Raw genomic sequence first — 24,680 nt, 5'->3', positions numbered from 1 at the left:
GTGCTCACCTCCGCTCCATCTGGTACCGGTCATCGTTGACTGTCAGGATCTCGAGTTCGCCAGTTTCCGTGTCCATGATGTGGACAGTGCCGTAATCTTCATCGTGGCTTTCCCTGTACTCGATTTCTTCCATAAACTCGAGCAACTGCTGTTCTTCTTCCCTTCCACGTAGAATGTAAGGTATGTTGCCATTCAGGGCACCGAGTGTCTCTGATAGGTCTGGATCAATCCGAAGCTTGACTGTTGAGTCACGTCCTTCGTATTCGAGAACGTGGTGGTCGTGGTTATAGTCCATTGCATCGCTGATTTCGGGATGAAGCTGCGGGACCCGGCGGTTCAACTCGCGCTTGGGGATTTCTGTCCGGGAGATAAGGGATAGGGAGCTTTTAGATCGATAGTTGTGGGAGAGCCAGACGCGGAGGTCGGAGCCTTTGGAAGAATCTGGCATGAAATAGCTGTTAATCATCTCTATGACGTCCTCTTTCACGCTTTCATCCGAACGGTCCCTGTTCCGCTGGTTATGGAAGGAGTAGTTGGTCTCGTGATAGAGGTCGCGAGCGTCGTAGTCTTTGATGGCTACGTCCTCAAAGTAGAACTGACGTTTCTTCTCGATGAATCGTTGGTCGACTTCTTCCTCTGAATCTTCTTCGTCTCTCCGTGAAACCTCTTCTTCAGCGTCAGCCCAAAGTTTGCTGTCGATGAATGGATGAGTAAGGTCACGGGGATGGAAGTATTCGTCCAGGAGGGTGAAGATCTTCCCGCTACCACTGAAGGCGAGGTTGTAGTATTTCAGCTCTTCGTCAAACTCAGTGATGCTTTCTTCTTTGGCTCCAGTAATACAGTAGGCGAGAAAGTTCAGGAGGTCACGAACGGTGACGTGGGCGTCCAGATGACCAATGGACTGTAGGAGCCGGATTATATTTTCTCGGACACGATCATTCCTCATCTTATCCATATTGTAGGCGATGTGTCCGTCGATGTCGTCGCCGTTGTTCTCTTTTAGAAACTTATTCGAAGTCAGGTTCTCGATGGCCTGGCCGATGACCTTTCGCGTGAGAATGTTTCTGTTGTTGAGGTCGATGACGACGAGAGAGTCGAAATCAGCGTTGTCAGCTTGATCTTCGTCGTAGATGATCTGGTTTTGGAACTGGCTTCGAACTTTTTCTAGGAAGGGATAGTCGTCGGCGTGCTGGGTGGTCATCTCGTAAAGAGGGCCGTCATTGATAGCGAGAATACCAGGTCGGTCGTCGTCGAGGGCGTCTTTCCATTTGTCAAGTAAGACAGTATAGTCGTCGTACTCGGAGGCGTCAGAGAGATAGAAATAGTCCGGTTCTGGGTACTCGGGCTTCATCTGCAGGATGTACTGTGTTTTACCGTCTCCAGGGTTCCCAGTGAGAACGATCTGCTTCCCATCTTCTAGTGCGTCCTGCAGGTATTCCTCACCGTCCAGACGGGTTGTTATGTGTATTTCTCTGCGTTGCTCGTCAGTGAGCTGTTCAGCGAAGCCTCCCTGTGCCAGTTGTGAAAGGAACCGTAGGTTCAGTGTCGATGCTTCAATTCCCATATTTACGTTGATGTTGGTGACCGAATGTTCCCGTCATGTTAACTGTTGCTTATAATGAACTCACTAAGACTGGCTTGTCGTTTGTCGAAATCGATCTCGCTGCTCAATTTGAACCCTTGCTTGTCAAATTTCCTAATATTCTCCAAGACGTCTTGTTTCTGAGCTCTCATGCTTGCCCACCGATCGATCCAGTACTGGTAGATTGACTCCTGTTCCTTCTGTGGGTCGTCAAACTTCCAGTAGTATTCTGGGTTATCGTCGATTCCTAGCAGATAGTCTTGGGAGTTCTCTGCCAGATCGATTCCGTACACAATCCGTCTAGACTCGTGTTTCAAGAGATCCGTCTCTAAACCGCAGTTCTTCAGGCCACGGCGGATTTTCCGGATGCGAGGAGAGACACCTTCTCCGAACCGACCTCGGACCACCTTGCGACCTTCCTCTAACTGTGTGACCTGACTAATCCGTTTTCGTGTTTCAGGACCGAACTGGATTGAACCGTACCCTTCAGTGTACCCGATCTGGTCGTATTCGATCTCGCCGTTTTCGGTTGGAACCCGGATACGGTCGTACTGGGCACTTCCAATCTCGAACAGGCCAGTGGTGTCGAGGAAAACCAGTTCGTTCCGTTTGCTCACTGTTTCGCCTTTCATCGAGCTGGCGATTTCGCTCTGGTAGTCGCCGTATTTGTCTTGGTACATGTCGATGACCTTGGGGCCCGTCAAGGCCATCGCCACAAGCTTCCCACCGAGAATACGGTTGTAGGGAGGGATAGCGCCACAGACCATGATGTTCATCATCCCGGCACCGACCCGCTCCTTTTTGATCTCCTTCAGGGCGGTTTTGATAGCTCGCCGCCCAGAGTCGTTATTCAACCCTGTTCTGATGAACTCGACGTCGTCCTCGTCGCTGTGTTCTTGGAAGTATTTTCGGTCGCGGAGAAGCTTTTGAAGTGCTCGAGACCGTTTTTTCCGGAACAGGGCTGTCTCACTTTTTTCCTCCCAAGACTCCATCTTCTCCGGGTTCTCGTCCTCGCCATTTTCAATGGTTTGCTCGGCTTCCACTTCTATCTCCTCAAGAATCTCAATAACCCGTTTGTCGGGGTTGACGAAGCTTTCCTCAGAGAGTTTAGGGTGTTCCTCGGCAAAGTCGTCGTGACGGATATTGGATATTGCGTCCTTAATGGCGTCTTCTAGGGCTTCTCGTATATCGGAGCAGAACTCGCTGACCCTCTCTTCGTATTCTTCTTCGGTCTCTAGCCATTCTGTATTGGTGACTGTCCGAGTTTTCTTGTCCGGCGTCCGCTTCTCTTCTGGTAGCTGCTCTTGGTATTCGTGAACCCGTTTCTTCCGCTGCAGTTTATCTTCGACCGCGTCAATGGTCCAGCCAATATAGCCATCTCTTACTGACAGGTTCATCATGGGGCTTGCCAGTGTCGCAATCCCCATTACCGGGTCTTTTGGCTTCGCTGCGTTTCTAATAAGGAAATTGATATTTCTTCCGGGGACCGTGTTGTATGGTGTTAGCCAAGTATAACGAAAATACCGCCAGATATCCATCAGGTCCAACTCGGTGTGATCACATTTCTCCCCCGTCTCTACTTTCTGTATGTAGGGTTGGACAACGTCTTCTAGATCTTCGGCGATTTCCTCTTGACTCTGGTCCTGAAGCGGTGCTAAGTCTTGGTAGAGTTCTTCCCCATCGGTTATTACTTCAAGAACACTGCGCCCGCCGCTCGTGTTTACGCGGGTGTCTCGCTCCATTTTCCGGACGAACTCGCGGACGCTTTCCTCTCGGAACTGCGCCCGTCGTTCTTTCTGAAGGACAGCGCGTTCCTGTTTCTTGAACTCCTCTGGGTCGTCTTTGTAGCGATCAGGATCCGGACGAACTACGTGTAGTTCGGAGTTTTTGCGAATGTCATAGTTGATCTCAATGAGATCTAGAAGAACCTCTAACGCTGCGAGATATCGAATCTGGCCTTCAGTTACTTCATCCTCAATTTTATTCTCGACATAGCGGATCTCGTCCTTGATGGCAACTTCCCTGTCGAGGTCCTCCTGAAATTCGATTAGTTCATCGGTCAGAGCCTCAAATCGCCGTTGGTACTGGTCCGGGAGACTAGGCGAAAAATCTACTTCTCGTTCAGAATTCGCTCCCATAGTAATCTGGTTGATGTGGCAAATCGTTCTCTGCTGAAATCCAAAAGAGTATCGACTCAGATCAGTCCATACCCCCTAAACGACCCAGGCAATCCTGTTACAATTATCTGGGAAATTATATGTTCGTGCTTTTTCAATAGATTTATTCTATCTGTCGTCCAGGTTTGATAACACATGCGTAAAGGGACTATCAGGACTAGGATCGGAGGCCTCCGACCCACTCGTGAGTAAACTTTCTATCCCCTTCGGGCTCGACCCGGAGGGAACGAAAACTCCAATAGAAGAGGCCCAAGGTAAGTCAGACTACTACCGATGCCCAGAATGTGGTGAATTCCTAACCCCTCGTATTGGGACTCAGCGCCAGTACTTCGCTCATAAGCAAGGCGTTCTGGAGGACATTTCCTGTTCTCTGTCCAGCGACGAGGGTGTTGAAAAGATGATCGAGGATCTCCGTACTTCGGACATCGAAGAGGGTGAGCGTGAGCGGTCAATTCGAACCTATCTCGGGCAACGCTATGACGGGGGTATCGAATTATTTGGCATCGTTCCATCACTCGATTGGGATCAAATCCAAGAAGATGAGGATGTCGACACACTCTTAGAAAAGGTCGAAACCGAGACAACAGGAATCGCACATCCCCCTGTACCGAGTAACTTCCACCCATCAGAAGCAGAGGTCACGCTTGATCTTGACCCAACAGCGGATAGTTACGAACTTCAAATCTCAGGTCCAGATACCCTGGGAAGTATCACCGGCACTTGGACTACTTCAGGGCTCCAACACGGTGATCTCTTTGTTGGTGACGAAACTCGGGCGCAGCGATATAACTCGGATCACCAAGTGCGTAAGGACATGTGGGTATATCTGGTCTCAAAGAACCCCCCAAAATCCGAAGTATCGTTCGTTGATGTCTACGACTTCGCAGATGTATCCTTAGTCGGGTTCCGGGCGTCCGAAAAGACGGAGCCATTTCTCGACCGCTATGGGGGAGGCCTTAGTACAGAAAACTACGGCTTCGATGCTGACGTTGTATTACCCGCGCACACAAACCCAACCGTTGAGGCCCCCCTATACGCACCACCAGAGGAACCAGTTCTCGTCGGAGTTACTCCCTCTGAGGAAGTCGATCCAATATTCGAGGTCGTTTCCATCCCCAAAGATGCAAACGAGACAGTCGAAATCGACCGGACTGGAGCGGGAAATCCTCGTTACTACACAACTGAGGTACCCTCTGATGGATCGCGCCGTGTGAGTATCCACCAGCGGAACTCCGATCGGCATCGTCTGATCCACCTCCACCCATCCGAAGAATCGACGATCATAGACGCTACCGAGCCGGAATCACGGCGAATTGGTATTGAAATTCAAGATGAGGAAAACCGTGAACTTCTCTCACCTATCGAAGGCCCGTCTTCAAAGCGTATGCCCGTTGGTTTCAATCCTCATTTATTACATACCAACCTCGAATATGTCGGGCCAGAAGACCTCGAACTGGAAGTAATCGCTACATTTGCTGAAGCCGCATCGTTCGGTCCTACAATCAGCCGAGACGTAACAGCAATCAGTGACATTATCTCGGAGGTCGTCCACTGGGTAGAGAGCGGCTGTAATGAACTCGAGATTCGGTTCAATGGTATTGGCACTATATCGATCTGCTTTCCGCAGGGGGAACAATGAATCTGGAACCCGGTGACGAGTTTACAGCGGAAGTAGACAAGATTACGAAACGGAGAACTTGCACCGTCAAATACGATGGGGAAGGGATTAATATCGGCCCAGTCACATGCGAACCCGGTCGTTCGGTTCGATTGCGATATCTCGGGGCAGATTCAGTCGCTGGAACATCGATACATTTCGCACTTTGTCTGACCGAGAAAGTTCTCGCGGACGATTACAAAGATCACATTCGACGCCATGTAAGCGGCCTTCTTCCTGACCAACCGCCACAAGAGGGAGAACAAACCTACATAGAGGTGGATAAGATCGACGAGTACGGCCTCGGACTCGCAGTTGCCGGAGGTGAAGTCATCGAACTCGGACCAGTACAAACAGACGAGGGCGACTTAGTACACGTTGTCGGACGCGAACCGGGATCTGCAGAGATTCTGAACACAAGAGCACGTGGGAAACGCTACAGGATTCGCTTCAATATTCTCCGTGAGCGCTGGGACAAACTCCCTATCAAAAAGGGCGAGTCATTCACGGCAACGATAGATGACACCGATGGCAGTAATCTCATCGCGTATGTGGACGGGTTGCCTGTCCACTTCTCTGGAGGCAAGGCCCGAATCGGACAAAAAATCGAAGGAGAACTCATTAGATTTCACCGAGACCGCGGAGTTGGCAAAGTGACAAAGGTCTATGATTCGGTTGGTGATATCGAAGACCCCAGGCACGATACTCGGATGCAGCAACTTCAGCAAGCGGGATTCGGCCAAGAACCGTTTCGTGCATTTGCTACGCGGTTTACTGGCGTGAGTGGCGACCAACTGCCATCGACCGAGATTGGTATCCGAGACGCCATAGTCGGTGAGGCAATCCGATTCGGTCTTGCTGAGAAAGCTGAATCGGGCGGCCAACAGTATCCACAAGCACACATCACCGCAATTCGTCACTGGGTTGTCCATAAGCTGGCGTCTGTTCTCGGACAGCCAGTCGCTGGTGCCGACGAAGTATCCAATGATGTCGGGTGGTTCCGGGCAGCATTAACAGAGCGTACCGGCCCCACAATCACGTTCCTCGGTGATGTGATACAACTCTCACAAGGGTACTATGCTCCAGCACCGACGCGGGTTGTAATGATCTCCGAATCTGAGGCCGTGCTCGTTTCAGGGGACCCAAGTCGTCCATTCATAGAGTCCGGTCTTGATATCGAATTTCGGGGGTTGACGCGGATTCTTACTGACACCAGTGAAGCAGAATTGCGTTCGAGAGAAATCCCCATTCAATCTAAAGACGAATACATAGGTCTGGACGAAGCGCCGATGACGACGCCAGCTACACTACGTGAGTACATCGAACAGCGACCGCAGGAGTCGTGGGAACCGGAGGAAGGTTGGGCACCATACACTGGACAGTACTATGGATTTACCGTAGACGGTGAACCGCTCGTCATTGAAGAGGCAGACGGAACTGCGATCAGTTTGTGGCGAGTTCCAGTCGAATACGGCGCCGATACCTACCAGTTAAAGGTTCAATCGGGCGACGGCAAAACAAGGGCCGTCACTGTTTCGCCGAAATACCGCAAGCATGTGTGCCTAATCCTTGACTCAATGGCTAAAGACCCACAGACAGTTGAACTCACCGCATATGACGAGGAGGTCTTATTGAGTTGTGACTTTGCACCACCGCGGGCACAGATGCGTTGGCTGTACGCAGTCGGAGCAGAGTGGGTTGAAACATCGTCGTATCAACTTCAATGGCGAATTTCGGACACCGATGCTGATTCAGTGCGAGAGGTCTTCGACGAACTGCCCGTGACCATCATCGATAATACATAACATGAAATCAATCAAAGAAGTCTCGGAAGAGCTCGAGAACGACCTTCAACAGTACATCGAATCACGTTACCACCTCCATCACCCACGGCTTCTCAAGGAACGTCGTGCCCTGATGGACGAGGGAGAGACGGCCACCGAACCGTGGGTCGAGGCCACACCGACCTATGTTTCGGGGGATTCCCTCAGAGAGTTGGGCTTGCCAAGCGAAGTCGTCGATTTGCTGAAAGAGCTCGAAAGCGACGAACTCGACATCTTCGATCCGCCGTACAAACACCAGGCCGACGCTCTCCAATCGTTCTTCAACGACGAGGACGATCTCATCGTATCCACCGGAACAGGATCCGGGAAAACAGAGATATTCCTTTACTCAATTCTAGGTCAGCTCGCCCAGGAGGCAGCACGAGGAGAGACAGCCGACCAACGTGGGATACGGACATTAGTTCTCTATCCAATGAACGCCCTCGTCGCGGATCAACTCTCGCGGATGCGCCTGCTTTTCGGTGATGAGGACGGAGCAGATACACTTGAGGACTATATGGGTCGGCGGGTACAATTCGGGATGTACACGAGTCGTACACCCTATCACGGGAAGTATGATACCAGCAAGAACGATAATCTAGTCAAACCGATTATCAACCGGTATCTCGACCTAAAGGAAGAACAGCCGGACCTCTATGAACAACTCGCAGAGAAAGGCCGCATTCCAGCCAAGGACCTCAAAGGGTTCCGGAATAAGGACAAGAAGAAGGAGACACATTTCCGTACCCAACCTGGCGATACCGAACTATTTACGCGTCAGGAGATGCACACCCGCGATGGAAGCAACCCCCATGGCGGGACGCCTGATCTCCTGATTACGAACTACTCGATGCTGGAGTACATGCTACTCCGGCCGATCGAACAACCCCTCTTTGAGGATACCCGAGAATGGCTGGCAGAGGATGAAGAGAACGAGTTGAATATCGTCCTCGACGAAGCACACCTCTACCGAGGCGCCCAAGGAGCAGAGGTGGCGCTCCTGTTGAGCCGCTTGCTTCAGAAGCTCGGGATATCTCGCGAACGTGTGCGCTTCATCCTCACGAGTGCGACGATGGGCGAAAACGTAGAGGAAGCAGCCCCAGACTTTGCGGCCCAGCTCACAACCGAAAATCCGGACGATTTCTCAGTAATCACCGGTGAGCAGGTGGAGTACGAAGGTGGAGAACCGAGCGAGAAACGCACGGCGCAACTCCTAGAGCGGGTTGGCTACCAACTCGATGATTCATCGAAGATTCGCAACGTAGCGAGCGAACGAGGCTGGGATCCTCTTGAAAGTGATGACGTAGAATCGGTCCGTTCGTACCTTGCTGACCAGTTAGTCGATGACCCACTCTTCAGGTTAGCACACGAATACCTTCGTGAAGAGCCACTACGCCTATCGGCGCTTGCCGAAGAGTTGTTCGAGGATATCGATCAGGAGTTGGCTCTTGAGGCGACAGGCAATCTTCTGTATCTTTGTACCGAGGCCCGCCAGGGAGAGGACCAGGCGTTGCTTCCGACGCGCCTGCATATGTTCCTCAAAGGGCTCCCTGCCCAGTATGCGTGTGTCAATCCTGAATGCAGCGGCCGCCGGGTTACAGAGGGGGAGAACCTCCTCGGGCGCATCTACAGTAATCCGCACACGACCTGTGAGTCCTGTGGCAGTCGCGTCTTCGAACTGATTAGCCACCGCACCTGTGGAGCAGCATATCTGCGCGCGTATCGACGCTCTGACGACGACCGCGGGCCGACGTTCCTGTGGTCAGACCCTGAGAGCAGCGAGGACTTGGACGAACTTCATCTCTTAGTTGAAGAACCTCGGGATGACCCCAATCCAGACCACGAACACGGCCGTTCGCTCGCTGAGACGACGACCTCACGAAACCTCTCGATTGTCTCCGGCCATCTTGTTGATGATCGGCACGTGGACGACGAAGGGTCGACCACTCATATCGAGGTTCAGGTCCCGACTGAAGAGCCGCCGGACGAGGACGATGCGTGGAGTTGGACTCAATGTCCGGCGTGCGGGATCAAAGAGCGACGCCGTCCAAATGGCGACACGAAGGTCGAAGATCTGGTCACCAAAGGTGAGGAGCCATTCGCGCATAGCGTCCGCTCGATGTTCGGTATCCAGCCGACCGATCCAGATAAAGAGGAGTTCCCCAACGAGGGGCGCAAGGTATTGTGCTTCTCTGACGGTCGACAGAAGGCGGCCCGCTTAGCTCGCGATCTCCAATCGAACGTTGAATCCGACTCGTTCCGCGAGGTCCTAACCGACATTATTGGATCCGCGGACGGTGAAATCATGATGGACCGGTTGTTCGCCGAGTTCGCAATCTACTGTGAGAAAAACAACATCGTATTCTTCGACGACAGCGACCAATACACGAATCAGTCGGGCGTCGTGTATAAGGGCTCACGCTCCCACTTCGAGGATATTCGTGGGAACCTGTCCGACATTGTCGATGAGTACTACCTTGAGTCCATCGATGATATTCCGGAGGTGCCAGCCGCACGCAATGCATTGTCGGAGCGTCCCCGCCAGTATGAGGAACTTCTCCTCCGATCGTTGGGCGATGAACAGTACTCCATCACCGGTGCTCTCGTCGGGTACATTGCGCCGTCCGAGGAGGTGTTTGAGAGAATCGATGAAGCCGTCCCTGAAATTGAGACAGACCAACTCAAGAGCATCCTCATTGAGGCGCTTCGTCATGCCTGTGAGGAACGGGCATTTGATTCAAGCATTGAAGCCAGACGGCGTTCGAACTCCTATCCCTACCAAAATTGGATTGACCCGGACGATACAGGGCTCCTCCACAGTGAAATAATCCCTGAATATATTGTAGAATCACTCGACGACGAAGTGCCGGAAGAGGCATGGAATAGTCTGAGACGGGCGTTGATGACGACAGAGCCTGTGTTGTTTGGGGCCTCCCACGGTAATTACTTCGTCAATCCAAAAGCAACGACAATCGATCTTCGACTCGACGACGATTGGTACCGGTGCGAAGGATGTCGCCGGTTCTCGGTAGTGTCACTCAATGATTCATGTCCCTACGATGGATGTCGCGGAACTCTGAGTCAGGTTAGTGACGATGACATCCATCTCCAGGCACGGAAGAACTTCCTTCGGAACCCGCCACGCGAAGTGCTCCATGGCGAACGGGATCCGCTCACGCTGCGTTCAGAAGAGCACTCTGCGCAACTGAGTGCAAAGGACAACTCTGAGGCATTCGCACGCTCCGAAGAGTATGAACTCCTCTTCCAGGACATCCTCGTCGGGGACTCCGAGACCGATCAGCCGATCGATGTGTTAAGCTGTACGACTACTATGGAAGTCGGGATTGACATTGGGAGCCTCACTGGCGTGGCCATGCGGACGGTCCCGCCAGGACCAGAGAATTATGAGCAACGTGCTGGTCGGGCAGGACGTCGCGGAGCCGGACTCTCGACGATCGTCACCTTCGCGGACAACTCCCCTCACGAGTCACACTACTTCGAGAATCCTGAGGAGATGATTACGAGCGAGGGGAACGCACCGATCATTTACGCCGGCAACGAAAAGATTGCCCGACGGCACATCAACGCCTCGCTGCTTGCTCGGTTCTTCGATCCATCAGCCGTCGAGACGGAAGCCGCCGTATTCCGCTCGCTCAAAGGTACAGCCGAGTTCTTTGAAGGAGACGGGGATCAAACCCTCGCCGCGTTCGAAGACTGGCTGGACGAAGAGATCTTCGCCGATTCATCGTCGACGCTCGAGCAATTGGGGGCCCTCCTTCCGGATGCACTAGGAGAGGGACATTCATCCGACTGGGAGGTCGCATTAGTCCGCGACGCCGCTACAGAGTTCCTAAGCGAACTCCAGGAGCTACAAGCCAAGACAGAATGGGAAGAGCAATCCACGGAAGACGACGATTTACTTTCCGTCCTTCTCGATGCAGCCCTACTTCCGACGTTCTCGTTCCCGACTGATGTGGCCGATTTCGTCGTGCGCGAAAATGAGCCCGGGTCGTCACAGCCGAAGAACAAGTACCAGATGTCTCGGGATCTGAAACAGGCTCTCTCAACGTACGTTCCAGGCCGAGAAATCGTCGTTGACAAGAAGACCTATGAGTCCTACGGTATCTATGTCAAATTCCCAGAAAACCCCAAGAACCGACTAGCTGGCGAAGACTGGGGAGACCTCGATTGGTTGAACTGGTGTGACGTCTGTAAGACAGTCTTTGACGAGCATAATGAGAGTCTGGCAGCCAGGGATATAGAGTGTCCTGTCTGTGAGGGAGCGACCGTCAGTTCCCTTCAAATGTACACCCCGGAGGCATTTGCACCGAAAGTCGATGAGACAGGTGCAGCTGAGAAAGGATCGGACTACAACGAGAACCGAGCCTACGCGACACAGCCTAAATACCCGCTGACGTCGACTTCTCACGAGAGTGAGAACGCTAGCGAGATGGCAGAGGAGAAATCCATTGGCCATTCGATAGTGGGGAAGATGAATGACGAACAGCTTCTTGTGGCCAACTTTGGGGCTGATGAGGATGGATTCGAGGTCTGCACCGATTGTGGGGCCGTTAGCCGCGAAGGCCCGCTCCCGAACCCACACGCCCGTCCATACCCCCAGGATCTCCGATTTGTTGAGGAATATGACTGGGATGATCAGTGTACCGGCTCAACAGTCACGACGAGTTTCAGCCACCGCTTCCCTAGTGATTTGACTGTCCTCCAAATCCCGTTAGGTGATGAGATGGAGTTCGTTCCCTCCGAAGCATGGTTCGAGACACCAGGGCAGTCGTTAGCTGAAGCATTAGTCATGGGTGCATCTCGTGCGCTGGGTATCGAAGATGACGAACTCGAAGGTGGATTCCGTACTCGTTCGGCAGAGCACGCCGACATCGACGCACGGGGCGTTATCGAGGTCTTCCTCTTCGACACAACCGCTGGCGGTGCTGGCTTCTCATCGCGCGTCTGGGAAGAATTCCACGCCGTATGTGCAGAAGCCCGTTCAATCCTCGAGAGTTGCTCATGCGATACGGCATGTCACAACTGCTTGCGCCGGTATCAGAACCGCCATCTCCACGATTCGTTGAATCGCCACGAGGGCCTGGCCCTGCTCGATTACGCACAGACGGGGATTCCACCAACACTTCGTCCTGAAAAGACACAAAGCCTGATAAAGCAGCTCGAACGTACCTTGAAATTGAAGGAAGAAGATGTTGCACTCGGGGCGATTGACGATGATAAATGGGAAATCGAGATTGACGGGGCGACAATGACGTTCGGTGTTCGTTCAAGTCTGCGGCGTTCACGTGCCTCGACGTCGGCGACGTATGACGAAGACTACTCAGACTACGAATTGTCCCAACGGTTGCCAGAGGTGGCTCACTCAATCGTCGATCAACTCCAATAGCGGAATGAATGACTCAGAACAGTTTGCACACGTAAACTGGTCGGCGTCGGCAGCGCGGGTGTTTGAAGAGTGTCCACGGCGGTTCTTTTATCGGTACCAACAGACCGAGTCTACTGGTGACTATAGTGAGTATACACCGTCACCCGGAGCCTACCTGGGAACAGTCGTACACAAATCTCTCGCGGGGCAAGTTGCACGGTGGGCTCGCAGTGAGAACATCCATCTCCAGACTGCAACTGATTATGCGAAAGATGAACTTGAGAGGTATACCGAAGCGAATGCTGAGACGATCGCAGATCGGATTAATGATACGGATATAGAAACCTTTGATAGCGATTCCTTCACGCGGTCATTAGTTCGTACAGCCCGTAACCACATCAGGCGGTTCTTCCGGGTGATTTGGCCCCATTTTGAGGACCACCGTTACATCGCCCACGAAACGCGCCAGACGTTCAATATTGCCGAAGAGCCCGTTACCGTCCAACCAGATCTCTGTACGCGGAGCCCAAAGGGGGACTTTGTCGTCACTGACTGGAAGACAGGTGCGTATGACCGGTTCAGTAACCCGACGATACAGATGCAAGCATATGCGCTCTATGCTCACGAAGCGTATGAACCCGAACTCAGTCGGATTCGGGTCCAATTAGCACATACAGGAAGTGGGGAATTCGATCGAATGGTGCCGACCACAGAAGACATCAGACGGGTACAAGAGCGAATTACGAATAATAGGGCCTTCTGGACCAGCCAAGGGGATATAGAATTCTACGAGACAGATCCAGCCGTCCAGAAATGTAGCCATTGTTCGTACCTTCACCGGTGTACAGATGGACAAACCGTCGTAGGTGAAGACCCGGAACCAAAGTAAGTAGTGAAGTGCGAGTTAGCTCATCTTGCACCTCATCCAATATCGAAAAAGTCTATTTCAATCACATGACACCAGGTGTAGAGATTCCTGTTAGTGGTTCCGTTCTGGTTTTTTGTGCGCCTGATTCGGTGAGGCGCAAATTGCCTCAGGCAAACGATGGGAAATCTAATAACAGTACCTGGTTCTGTATCGGATCTCAAACTAACCAGAGAGCGAAGTCGAAACGAGATTAACGAATTTCTCGAATCAGAGGAGGTGAACCACAAATTAGGGGGCATCCCGGGCTGGAAGGCTGCTTTCGGTGCTCGTTATAAATCTAATCTAATTGCTGTCTGCGTTCTTGGCCGTCCTGTGGCTCGAATGGTTGATGAAGATGAAGAACTCTCGATTACGCGGTATGGCTCGAAACCTGAAAGACCACCAAATACGGGTTCTTGGCTTATTGCTCGGGCCCGAAAGTGGGCGTTCTTAGAGGGGTATCAACGAATCTCCGCTCATGCTGGAGTTGCAGGTAACAAGGGAACAATTTATTCAGCAGCGGGTTTCAAATTGGTTCGAGAAGAAAAAGCTCAAGGAGATAGTTGGCAGTCACGCGATGGACGTTCCTCAGTTGATGATTTTATTCGTCGTAAGTGGATCTACCAATTGCGTGATTGAATGGTACTTTCGGCACTGTCTAGTTCAGCACCTCCGCCGGCGTTTTGCCATTGAGCGCTTGATCAGGCCGTTGCTGGTTGTAATAGCGTTTGAACTGCTGACACCACTCGGTGACGGCCGGCCGACTGTCCACCCAACACGTATGAAAGCGGTCAGTTCGCTGTTTGAGGGTGTGAAACCACTTTTCGATGTGGTTTCGGTCGCTGTATTCGACCTGACCGCTCAACTCTAATCGTGAGAGGGCAGTCCGATAGCCATAGCCATCAACCAAGAAGTCTGTCTCGGAGACATTGTACTTCTCGGTGAGCCGATGCAGAAATGCCGCCGCCGGATTGGTGCCGTGGCGGCTGAAAACGTCGATGTCTAGCAGGTACAACGAATCGAGATCGACCGCCGCATACAGCCAATACCAGTCGGTGTCAATCTGGACAGCGGTCTCGTCGACCGCGACCCGCGACGGCTTCGTCGTCGGCGGGTCCGTCTCGCTGTCGGCCAGCCGATGAACCCACTGCCAAACTGCGCCGTGAGAACGTTGGAAACCCAAGATATCTAAGATTGCGACCGTCTCCCTGATCGACAGCCCCGCCGTGTGGAGATGCACCCCAAATCGCCGGACGAGTGTCGGGGTGCGCTCATTCTCCCAAATGTCTTGGCTGTCCACATCTAATGTCTCCTTGAGCAGGTCTGCGAGTTGCATGAGCACTTCTCGCTACGACCTGCTCTCTAAACTCCTCAACTATAGTAATCTCCAGAAGTGTCTACTCACAGCGCCCAGCGTGAGCCTGAAAACTAACGTGTAGCGGCCCTGTATGCCAAGAGGCCCTGCAAAGACTTTCAGATTCTACTATAGACCGTGCCGTACTTTCGACACTATCGGGTTGAGCGAGTTGGAAAGGTGAGAAGTGCTCATGCAAACCGCCAACCTCCGCAAAGAGACGTTTGATGAGAGCGGCTAATACTTTCGGAGTAGCCGTGATTATCTTGTTCATCAGATTCATGACTGACGTGCGGGCGTGTCCTCCTAGTCTTGGTAAGGCATCTGCATTGATCGGATCCTAATGAATCGCCTCCAGATCTCGGTCGTGGTGAGAGAGGTTTCTAGAATGAGATTAGGGCGTTTAAAATTACTTGTTACCAATTAACTCAAACCGTCTATATTGTCGCTACAGCATGCTGATTCCCAGCCTGCGACGGCACTGGCTGTAGCGTCAGTTCGGCCAACGCTAACTCCCGCAGCACTTCAGGTGGCACACTCTTACGGTCAGGCAATACCGCGTCGAGCGTCCACGTGTCGTGCCGACTCGCGTTCGGCGCGACTACGTCAACAGCGATGGTCGGCACCGACTCACGAATTGCCTGAGCAGCCCGCCGGACTTGTTTGCGGTCGTCAACGATACATCTCATGTCTCGACACCTCGCACAAAGTCACCGACCAGCGAGCCACCGACATGTGGGCCGACGTCCAAGCTACGCTTTCGCCGCGTGTGCTCACACCAGTCTCGGAGGGATTGGGAGGACGTCTCAGCGCGATCAAACTTTCCAGCGCTCAGATCTCCGCCGACAACGACGACAGCAGCTTCGTCGCCATCAACGCCTAGGAAATGCGTATGTTGGTTCAGTCGATTACGGGCGATACGTTCTTGGGGATTGGCTTGCGTAGTTGCCATTGGTTCTCTGGAGGAACCACGCGTCTCGGTGCTCTTACACCGGGGAGACTTCGGCTGATATGGCCCAGTAGCGCGTGTATCCCTATCTATCGTAATAGTACGCAGCCACCATAAATTCTTTCCATGCGGAAACTAATATCCCATACGAAGACATGAGTACTACCCATGGAAACGAACGGGTTTCAGATAAAGAACTCATTGAGACATTCGAAAAGATTGAGGGGCCTTTTGTGACAGCTAGTGAGCTTTCGAATCACTTACCAATCAGCCGGGCAGCGATAAACAAGCGACTCAAACAGCTCTGGGAGGCGGATAGAATCAATCGGAAGAAGCCAACATCGACTATGATTGGTTGGTGGCTTCCAGAAAGTCAGGAGTGTTCAGAGAGATAGTTTCGCCCATCGTCAGTGAGCCACCAATTTCGCGTCCCACCAGTGATCTTGCTGGCTAAGTAGCTATTCTCCTCGAGTTGTTCTAACCGCTTGTGGACTCCCTGTCGAGACATATCTAGAGATTCGGCCAATTCTGTTGCATGCATAAATGGGTCTGAGCACAGGGCAAACTCTTTGAGTATCTCCACGTCAGAAATGGTTGGCTTGCGACCCGGATCCGGCATTATCTCTGGAGTTGCACCGAACTTAGAAAATATCAATGGTCTGGTTTTAATATGCACTTGGAAATTAGTTGCTAGCCGGAAATTATTAATGGGGTCCAGCAGTAGTGGCTGACAGGTAAGCATCAAACGCAGCTGAGTCGGGGGGTGGGCGATACGTGTCTCACTCGTCGTACGAACCGATGTTGGAGAGACGATACGATGGTGAGTCGCATTGCTCGCTACCGTTTCGCTGAGCTGGGCCGGTAACACCGCCGTTCCGCTGCGACCCCACCCTCGAACGAACTATACCAGCCTCACCGCGAGAGCGGCAGCGCTGGCCAACTCGCTCGCCCGTACCGTGGTCGGTCATTCCGGTTCGATTCCGGGACGGGCACTGCAGCCACAATGTCCGACCCAACTACTGCCGACGACAGTTCCGTTGATGACCGTGACGCCGCCGTCGCCGACGCCCTTGACATGGCCATCGGCCAAGATGAATCGACCCTCGACGACCTCGTCGCACAGCTAGCCGACTGCGAGATCAACCCGCTCGTCGAACAGCTTCTCGAAACGCTTGTCGAGACCGTCACCGACCTGCAGGATACCATCGACGATCTGGAAGCCGACCAGGAGCGCACCCACGACATCGCAACCACAGCGAGCGCCGCGAGTGAACAGAATGCCACTCAACTAGACGACATCGAAGCCCAACAGGAAGAGACGCACGAGGTCGCCAAGAGTGCCATCGCGAAAGCCCAGCAACTCGAAGCCGACGCCGACCAGCAGGAAGACGCCGAGCAGCTCCCAGCGGGTATCGAACCCAGTTCCTCGCCACTGGATTTCTTCGCGAACTGTCGCCACCAGAAGATTAAGACGCTATTCGTCGAGGAGTCGAACCGCCAGAACACCTATCGAGCGATTAGCGTCGCCACGCGCTGGCCCGAGTTCGCCACCGAACGGACTGACGGGAGTGGCGTCTTCTTCACCAAGGCCGACGTGGAGGACGCGTTACTCGCCGAACTCGGGACGACGCCGCATCGTCAGACCATCGCTCGTGTTTGGGATAAGCTACAGGAGTTGGGTGGGACGGATCTTGTCGCCAAGACTCGGCAAGTCGGACGGCGACAGGACAAGATGGAAATACTAGTGATGAACATGGATACTGCTGAGCGCTTGCTGGACCAGCGCTACGTTGGTCTGGATCTCTTGAATGGGAGTGCAGGCAAAGCGACAACGGGTGGTGTCACGCCCGTTGTGACGGGGAAGAGCGGGGCCTCCGCGTGACGCCGGCGAACTGAGCGACGAACTGCTTGGTGGGACGCGACGGCACGTGCCCTGCTGTCGTCGACGCCGCTGTTCGCTAGCTGCAGGACTGGGCGGGCGGCCCTCTGTATCAGTGGTATAGTGAGTGTTCGTAACACGAGCGAGGCGGTAGCAGCGTTCGACGGCGTCACAACAGGTGTGACAGACTAATTGTGGCCACGACTCAAATTCAGTATCTAATCCACTATACTAACCAACAGAATCCCCGGTACTTCCTGCAACTGTTGGTTAGCCAGCTATCTCCTGCTTTGTGTAATAAGCAATACATAGAAAACCGATATTCTGGTGACTCGAGTGAACTATCGCTACACAGTCGAAGAGACAATATTACGTGCTGCTAGCAGTTTTTCCAGCCCACCTATGGAATAAGGCGCAGAAGGGACTAGCTTCGAATTATCTATCGAGAATTGCTACAACCAGTACAGAACAACCTGTTCGGAATCGTCGGGATGTCTGAATGTACTGGTTCCATCAAGAAGCTCATCTACCAATCACCGGGCCGTTCGATTTACCGTTGGCCGAAGGTTGAAGTGAGGTACCCGCCCCGGATCTGCATATCGAAGGTAGCCCCTCCGAGCAGCTGCTCGAGATCTTCAACGCTCTCTATGGGGTATCGCCCCACACCCTCTGACGCTGCGACGCTTGGTTCCTCGGTCGGTACGTAGACTAGTTGGATGACGTACGGGTGATTAGACTCCTTGATGTGCCGTTTACACTGTTGGTACTCGTTAGTTGTGAGCCTGATGCCGAACGGCGGCTCCACGCTCGTGACTGATTTGATCTCGAGCGGCTGTGGGTAAAGCTCTTGACCCCCCGAACTACTCTTGAGGGGATCAATGACATCGAAACCAGGTCCACGCTCTCCGGAGACATCAAGCAAGGAGACCGGCGTTAGAGCCATGAGTGACTTCCCATCTCTGACGTGACTCCGCCAGTTCCTGAATTCCGTTGCGAGGAGATCGGCGTCCTCGTTGAGTAGGGATAACAGCTCCCGGTTCCACTGGCGCTTCGTGTGCCATTGATAGCTGACCCGGCCACTCGTCTGTGTCTCATAGAGACGGTTGAATCGCTTGATTAGCGCATCCATCCGTCCTTCACCATTAGACAACCAGCGTGCGGTTCGTTCGAGAATCTCGAGTGTCACCGCAACCTCGGCAATCTCGCCGCGGCCGGTAAATGTACTCGCGCCGGTGTCGTTCCTTCGACCAGGAGTGTTACTATGGGTTGTACCGGGCTGAACGATCCCGCCAGGGCCAGACATTATTTCGAACCCTGAAAGCTCGGTATCACTCAGTTCACTACTAGCCGCGGCGAACGCCCGTGCCTTATGATTCTGTGTCGACTCGGTTTCGGCGGGTAGCGCCGTATCGTCGATGATATATGACCGAACTGCACTTGCGGTCGCGTCCGGCAGTTCCGATGCAAGCTGGTCAATGAACGCATCGGTCAGCGACAGCAAACGCTCGCCTTTGGTTAGCTCGATCCAGTACATGCCGTGCTCAGCTGGATCGGCATACTCGGGCAGCGCGTCAGCCAATGAGTGCGTGTGCGATTGTGCGTCGAGAGCCTGTTGCCAGTCCGTGCCCGTTTCAAGGAACGCGCTCTCGTGTTTCCCCCAGAGGCTATCGGCGGCGGCGAGCCGGCGGTACTGTCCGTGCGTTCTATCGGTGGTCAGCGCTCCAGGGAACTGGGTTCGGTGACTCACGAGCCACTCAATGAGCCGTCCTCTGTGTTCTCCGGGTGTGTGCTCGGTGAAGTGATCGCGAAGCGGTTCAACGCCCTCTGTGGCGCTAGTATCGGTGACGGGATCGATGACTAACGCGACAGCCTCTCGGAGCCACGGGTCGACATCTCGACAAGCGCTGATGTACTCGCTGAGACCCTCTGGGAGGTCTGCACTGCGTTCATCTCCTCGGATTTCGTCTGCCAGTAGATGGAACCGGGTATCCTCTTCTTCTGAGAGGGTCTCCAACTCTAGCGTGGCCTCCTCGACCTGCGGGCGGGTATCACTGAACGCATCGAGTAGCGAGGCCCCCAGCTCCAATCGGGACCGGATATTAGTGCGTCGTCGTCGGTCAAGGAACTCTTCCGCGGTATCGACCGGGAGGGTTCCTTCAAACCAACGCTTCGCGTCTCCATACTCTTCTGCCTCCAGAATCTGCCGGAAGCGCGAGAGATGGGTAAACTGGCCCAAGAGGAGTGCAAGGCCTTGGGAAAGCGCCGATAGCTCCATCGCTTTGATTTCATCTTTCACCAGAGCGATTCCCTGCTGATCCCCAGTCTCGCCGATGTCATACGTGATTGACTTCGGATTTGAAAGGTTGTTCTTGACCCCCTCTGAGAGTGTACGAACCAGCCCGATGTTGTCGATTGCCGTCCGGAGTTGTTCGGTCGCTGATGCCAATCGCTCATCGCTCTCCGTCGAAATAACCGCCAGCAATAATGGGAGCCGGTTCTCGAGCGTATCCGTCCACTCCGTCAGTAAGTTCGGGGCAATGCGAGTCTCAATCGGTTCTTCTTGCTCGGTAAATGCCTCGAACGAGAGGTTCGGTTCTGTTGCGGTAATTTCCGGGACCCCGAGCGCCTCCTCGACGAATTTGGCAAAGCCAGTTGCAGTAGCTGGCCACTCGACTCGGTACCCTGGTTCGCCAGCGTTGGCACGCTCCAGCTTTGAGGTGACCCACCGTGGTGGATTGCGTTCGGGATATCGCCAAACAGAGTCGCCACCATGCGCCCGGATCCACGATATCGGCGCGGCGTGCCACTTGCCATCTTTGCGTATCGGTAGATGGGTTGCTCGTGAGAGGATCTGATTGAGTGTGTCGTCTCCCGACTCGGTGTCGGCCCCATTCCAGGCATCAAGGATTGGATCAAGCAAAAGCGAGTACGCCCGTTTCCAATTCCCTTCCTGTGACCGCGGTATCGACAACGGTCTGGGTTCATCGCTTTCTGCAAGTGGGTCGGACCCTTCTACAAGCTCTGCCTGAACCCGCTGAAGTCGATACTCCGCGCCCGTCAACTCAATCTCCTTCAGGGAGACGACACCGAGCGTCTCAAGCAACTCCGTGTCGACGTGCAACGCTGAGCTGTCAGGATCGACATAAGGGAACAGCCGCCACCCGGACCGACCCCCGCTCCCAGTCTCGATGACAGCACAGTCGAGTCGGTCCTCCTCTGTCTCCCATACATCTTTGTCTTGCAGCGTCTTAGTGATGTTCACTACACCATCCCAAATCGGGAGCTGTCGGAGCTGGAGGTTCGCGACAGTTGGAATGTCTTCTTCGCGACTTGAACAGGTGGTGCTGAAGCGACGACAATCCCATCTCGTCGTGAGAAGCTGATTCTGATAGCTCGTACTATACCTTCCTAAGACCTGTCGCACCGTCTCCGCATTGTCGATGAGCGTCGCGAGCTGATTGGGCTCGAACCAGGTCCAGCCGATGAGATACGACTGCTGATGTGAGTGAGACGGTTTCGTCGGTGCCTTAGCACAGGACCCGTGGCTGAATACAGACCTCGGGTGATACTGCTCGCTGGTCACCACTTCACGATATTCTGTTACTTCTATTGCCTGTTGCAGGCTCCGCCGGTGGTGGATAATCCACTCTGTCTGTCCGGCCTCATCCCACATACCGGGCTCCCAACCGGGGACACCACTGAGTTCTGGGTGGGCATCCCCGTGTAACGGAAGATACCGGACTCCCGGGATGCTACTGACCCCAAGCAATGAGAGCGTTCTGGCAAGATTTGATTGGACCCCGGGATCTGTCGTATCAAGTGGGAACGAACCCCAACCGGACTCAGGGTCCGGAACCTGGTTCATATCCCAATCAGTATCAACCGTCTCAATAGATTCCCGTTCAGTTTCGTCAACGTCTGACTCACCCTTTTCATCCGGGTGGAGTGCCCGGTATCGGAGACTCTGCCAAGTTCGTGATAGCGTTAAATCCGAGAGCGGTACGTTGGGAATCTCAGGCGCATCAAGCTTTGAACGACGCACCGCCAGTCGCACCCGTAAACGGTGTCGCGCATTCGAATCCGATGCCGCATCCAGGAACGTCTTTCGCCCAGCGATCGACAGCTCGGTCTGACTCAAGGATGTCGACCCAGTTGCAATCTCTGGCATGTACTGGCTCAAGCCGGCGAGGCTATCGAAACCGAGATTACGGTCAACCGGTTTGAACGTCTGCAGGAACGCCTCGAACAGGTCTGGGAAATCGTTGTATTTACGCACGCCCCACGTTCGCGCCTTTCCACCCGCTGCTTCAAGTACGTCTGTAGTCGTCCCTCCCTCAACCATCCGATCGAGAAAGAACACATCGAACGTGCCGTGTTTGGGTGGGTACTGTACCGAAAGATCTTCAGGGTCGAGACCCCAGAAAACCGTCCTAGCAGCTTGTTCCCCTCGGTCGAGGTTCCCCGTAGGTGCAGGCCTGATCGGGACTAAGTCGAGTTTCTCATCGTCTCTGGTCCGTTGACATGGGAGGATATGAACGCCGGTGAGTCCGTCCTCTTCATCCGTGAGCCAGTCTTTCTCTAATAGGGCCTTCATATCAGTATCTATCGCTGTAACTGAGGCATCGATGAGCTCGACGAGCCCCCGGAACAGTTCTCGTCCGTGTGTTTGGTTGACGGTCCACACTGTTTCGGAGCCGCCCTTGGTGTCTCCCGGTGACCTTGTCAGGGCACCGTTCAACCACGTCGTCCAAGCCCGCAACGTCGCCTCTGACCGGTCACGGCCGATGAATTCTTTGAGTCGATCAGTGTCGACTGGATTTCCGTCAGTGTCAGTAAACCGATCGTGCGCTGCCCGGAGCGTGCCTGACACCGGAAGCGCTGGTCCTTCTTCGAGCGGAGCTGGTTCCTTGAGGATTTCAGTGCTCGCGGCGAGTGCGGCGAGTGAGGTCGTCGTCGGATAGAGAATAGCCTCTGTTACCGATACTGTCTCGGATCGGGTAGCTATCGCATCCACCTGTGTGAGTTCCTCGACGATCCGACTTCGAAACCAGTCAAGCAACTCAGGTGTGTCCTTTGGCTCGGCTCCGCTGCTCGCCGATGCGTCATTGCTTGTTGGCAGCAAGAGCCACGGATATCGATTCCAATGGGATGCGGTCTCTGGATGGTTCGCTAACGTTGCGGCCCCGCCTCCAACGTGACCAAGCAGTCTGACCGCATCCCCCAGGACGTCCAAGTTGTGTTGGGCCTCACTTCGACTCAGGTCCTTTCGCTCGGTCGTTACGCGAAATCGGCCATGGACACTGACCGGGAGCGAACCGACTGTCGAGGAAATCGGATAGTAGAGGTGCAGTGGATAACTCGACCGTGCCATACCCTCTGCATCGGCCCTCGGCTGCTCAACGATGACACGTGGTCGTGTGGCGTCTGCTTCCTCCCATTCTGCTTCGAAACTGTCGTAATGGAGTGTCTGCTTGTCACCCTGGTTATCCGATATCGTCACGTCGAAGCAACGATGGGAGACTTTCTCTACCGGAAGGGAATGTGGGGGCTCCTTCGAAGTTCGCTCCCAGTGTTCGGCCTCGACAGTCTCTCCAGCCGAGAGCCGCTCGATATACAAGTTATCGATTTTGCCCAGGTTGATCAGCGTCTCCGGGTCGAATCCGGCGGCCTGATCCCCGTAATAGGAAAGCCTCGCCCAGAGCTCATCTGCCCGAGTGGCCGGTGTCTCCGGGGTGTCAATCGGTGTTGGGATTTCAAACTCCTCAAGTAGTGCCCGCCAATTCTCATCCCGGTACTCGATAAATACAGCCGTAGTGAACGGCTCGGAGGGGGTGGTCTCGAACCCGCTGAACGACTCGCTTGGATCCGTGAGTAGGTCTTTCGCTCGTTTCGACAGCGTCGGATTTGACGGCCCCGGCTTGTTGGGGTCGAGCGGCCAGGGAAACCAGAACTGTGGCACCTTCCCGAGATCATCGAGGGGGCGTTGGTTCTCGGTTTGAAAAGCCTCAGCTGGTGTAAACAACTCATCCGATCGGTCTGCGAACGGGCCGACTGACCCTGTGGTGATGTCGAGGTCCGAAGGAAATGTGTTCCCGAACACGCCGAGGACTGCTGCAGTGATGTAGGCACGACTATACCGAACTCGAAGGGGTGATGCATCCGGTGTTCGCTTCGACCACACCTCGAAATCATCACCGACCGCAACAGTCGACTTGAGGCCAACACCGATATGCCCGATTGAATCTGACTCGAGATCCACGCCACTCTCACCCTCTACTGTCTTGTTCGACTCCCCGATCATCTTCACTGCCCGCTCCGTACTGCGTTCGAAGAGATCGAACGCCTCCCCAGTGTTCGCGACGAGGATTCCATCATCCAGAATACCGACGTATACCTGGCCAGCTCCGTCTAATTCGATCGCGTCACGAGCGTTCTGAATTAGTTCGATGAGTTCACGTCCCTCATGGCTGCGGGCGATTTTCTCCTCGCTGTTCCCATGGCTCGTGAGGGATTTGTCGAACTCGTCTTGGAGGTTCCTATCATTACCCGGATCAGCGGCGTCCGTAAGGTCATCAAGTGTATCTTTGAATCGCTGTTCGAACCAGGTCCGGTATCTTTGATCGGCGATCTCGTCCACTCGGTATTATCATCATGTTTGCGATAAATATCCTCCGGCGAATGATGATCGGAAGTGGTCGGAATCAGGTTATCTAGCTAAGATATTTACGTTTGTTAACATCCTCACGGCTTCGGGGCGCTCGAGCACCTCTGGTCTCGAGATTGGATACCAGCCTAGTGACACCGGACTTTCGGTGAATGACAGCGAGGGGCTGGCGGCTAGGAGCAAGCGCTGAAAGACTGGTGTGTAAGCGGTGTGGGACTGACGGACTGGCTGGATATGTGGTTCCCCGTGTTATCGAATGCAGCGGCAGCAGCCGCCGCTGGGCGGCTGTGAGAAATGGATAG

The 24,680-nt window shown here is 53.8% G+C and carries 12 protein-coding genes; 6 read left to right on the top strand and 6 right to left on the bottom strand.

What is annotated here, in order from left to right:
- Window positions 1-4: 4 nt before the first annotated feature.
- Both GO488_RS19355 and GO488_RS19350 read right to left on the bottom strand, forming a co-directional pair.
- Window positions 5-1,564, bottom strand: a complete 1,560-nt coding sequence (locus GO488_RS19355; RefSeq protein ID WP_162319494.1) for a hypothetical protein — start codon at window positions 1,562-1,564, stop codon at window positions 5-7.
- A 38-nt stretch (window positions 1,565-1,602) separates the two neighbouring features.
- Window positions 1,603-3,720, bottom strand: a complete 2,118-nt coding sequence (locus GO488_RS19350) for a Druantia anti-phage system protein DruA (RefSeq protein ID WP_162319493.1) — start codon at window positions 3,718-3,720, stop codon at window positions 1,603-1,605.
- Window positions 3,721-3,943: 223 nt separating this feature from the next.
- On the opposite strand from GO488_RS19350, the gene GO488_RS19345 reads away from it, so the two are divergent.
- From GO488_RS19345 to GO488_RS20165, 5 genes are all read left to right on the top strand, one after another.
- A complete protein-coding gene (locus tag GO488_RS19345; protein ID WP_162319492.1) occupies window positions 3,944-5,398 on the top strand; it encodes a competence protein CoiA family protein in 1,455 nt (484 codons plus the stop codon).
- Entirely contained in the window at window positions 5,395-7,221 is a 1,827-nt protein-coding gene (locus GO488_RS19340) for a hypothetical protein (protein ID WP_162319491.1), read from the top strand. Before GO488_RS19345 ends, GO488_RS19340 begins: the two co-directional genes overlap by 4 nt.
- Window positions 7,222-7,333: 112 nt before the next feature.
- Window positions 7,334-12,646 carry a DEAD/DEAH box helicase gene (locus GO488_RS19335; RefSeq protein WP_162319490.1) on the top strand — a complete coding sequence of 1,771 codons (5,313 nt, stop codon included), beginning with the start codon at window positions 7,334-7,336 and terminating at the stop codon, window positions 12,644-12,646.
- Window positions 12,567-13,514, top strand: a complete 948-nt coding sequence (locus tag GO488_RS20290) for a RecB family exonuclease (RefSeq protein WP_367398193.1) — start codon at window positions 12,567-12,569, stop codon at window positions 13,512-13,514. The genes GO488_RS19335 and GO488_RS20290 overlap by 80 nt, the downstream gene beginning before the upstream one ends.
- Window positions 13,515-13,670: 156 nt before the next feature.
- Complete coding sequence (locus tag GO488_RS20165; RefSeq protein ID WP_338401346.1) at window positions 13,671-14,171, top strand: XF1762 family protein; 501 nt, start codon at window positions 13,671-13,673, stop codon at window positions 14,169-14,171.
- 19 nt (window positions 14,172-14,190) lie between these two features.
- Here GO488_RS20165 and GO488_RS19320 read toward each other — a convergent pair whose 3' ends face one another.
- The 3 genes from GO488_RS19320 to GO488_RS20285 form a co-directional block, all read right to left on the bottom strand.
- Window positions 14,191-14,868: an IS6 family transposase gene (locus tag GO488_RS19320; RefSeq protein ID WP_162319487.1), complete on the bottom strand. Its 678-nt coding sequence runs from the start codon at window positions 14,866-14,868 to the stop codon at window positions 14,191-14,193.
- A 455-nt stretch (window positions 14,869-15,323) separates the two neighbouring features.
- Complete coding sequence (locus GO488_RS20010; RefSeq protein WP_241692987.1) at window positions 15,324-15,575, bottom strand: hypothetical protein; 252 nt, start codon at window positions 15,573-15,575, stop codon at window positions 15,324-15,326.
- Between the two features lie 633 nt (window positions 15,576-16,208).
- Entirely contained in the window at window positions 16,209-16,454 is a 246-nt protein-coding gene (locus tag GO488_RS20285; RefSeq protein ID WP_367398194.1) for a winged helix-turn-helix transcriptional regulator, read from the bottom strand.
- A 384-nt stretch (window positions 16,455-16,838) separates the two neighbouring features.
- Between GO488_RS20285 and GO488_RS19305 the strand changes: the two genes are divergently transcribed.
- Window positions 16,839-17,717: a hypothetical protein gene (locus tag GO488_RS19305; RefSeq protein ID WP_162319485.1), complete on the top strand. Its 879-nt coding sequence runs from the start codon at window positions 16,839-16,841 to the stop codon at window positions 17,715-17,717.
- A 547-nt stretch (window positions 17,718-18,264) separates the two neighbouring features.
- On the opposite strand, the gene GO488_RS19300 is transcribed toward GO488_RS19305, so the two are convergent.
- Window positions 18,265-24,351, bottom strand: a complete 6,087-nt coding sequence (locus tag GO488_RS19300; protein ID WP_162319484.1) for a hypothetical protein — start codon at window positions 24,349-24,351, stop codon at window positions 18,265-18,267.
- Between the last annotated feature and the right edge of the window lie 329 nt (window positions 24,352-24,680).

This window comes from Haloarcula limicola, from assembly GCF_010119205.1.
GTDB classification, from domain to species: domain Archaea; phylum Halobacteriota; class Halobacteria; order Halobacteriales; family Haloarculaceae; genus Haloarcula; species Haloarcula limicola.
This window is presented reverse-complemented; position numbering and strand designations above follow the sequence as displayed.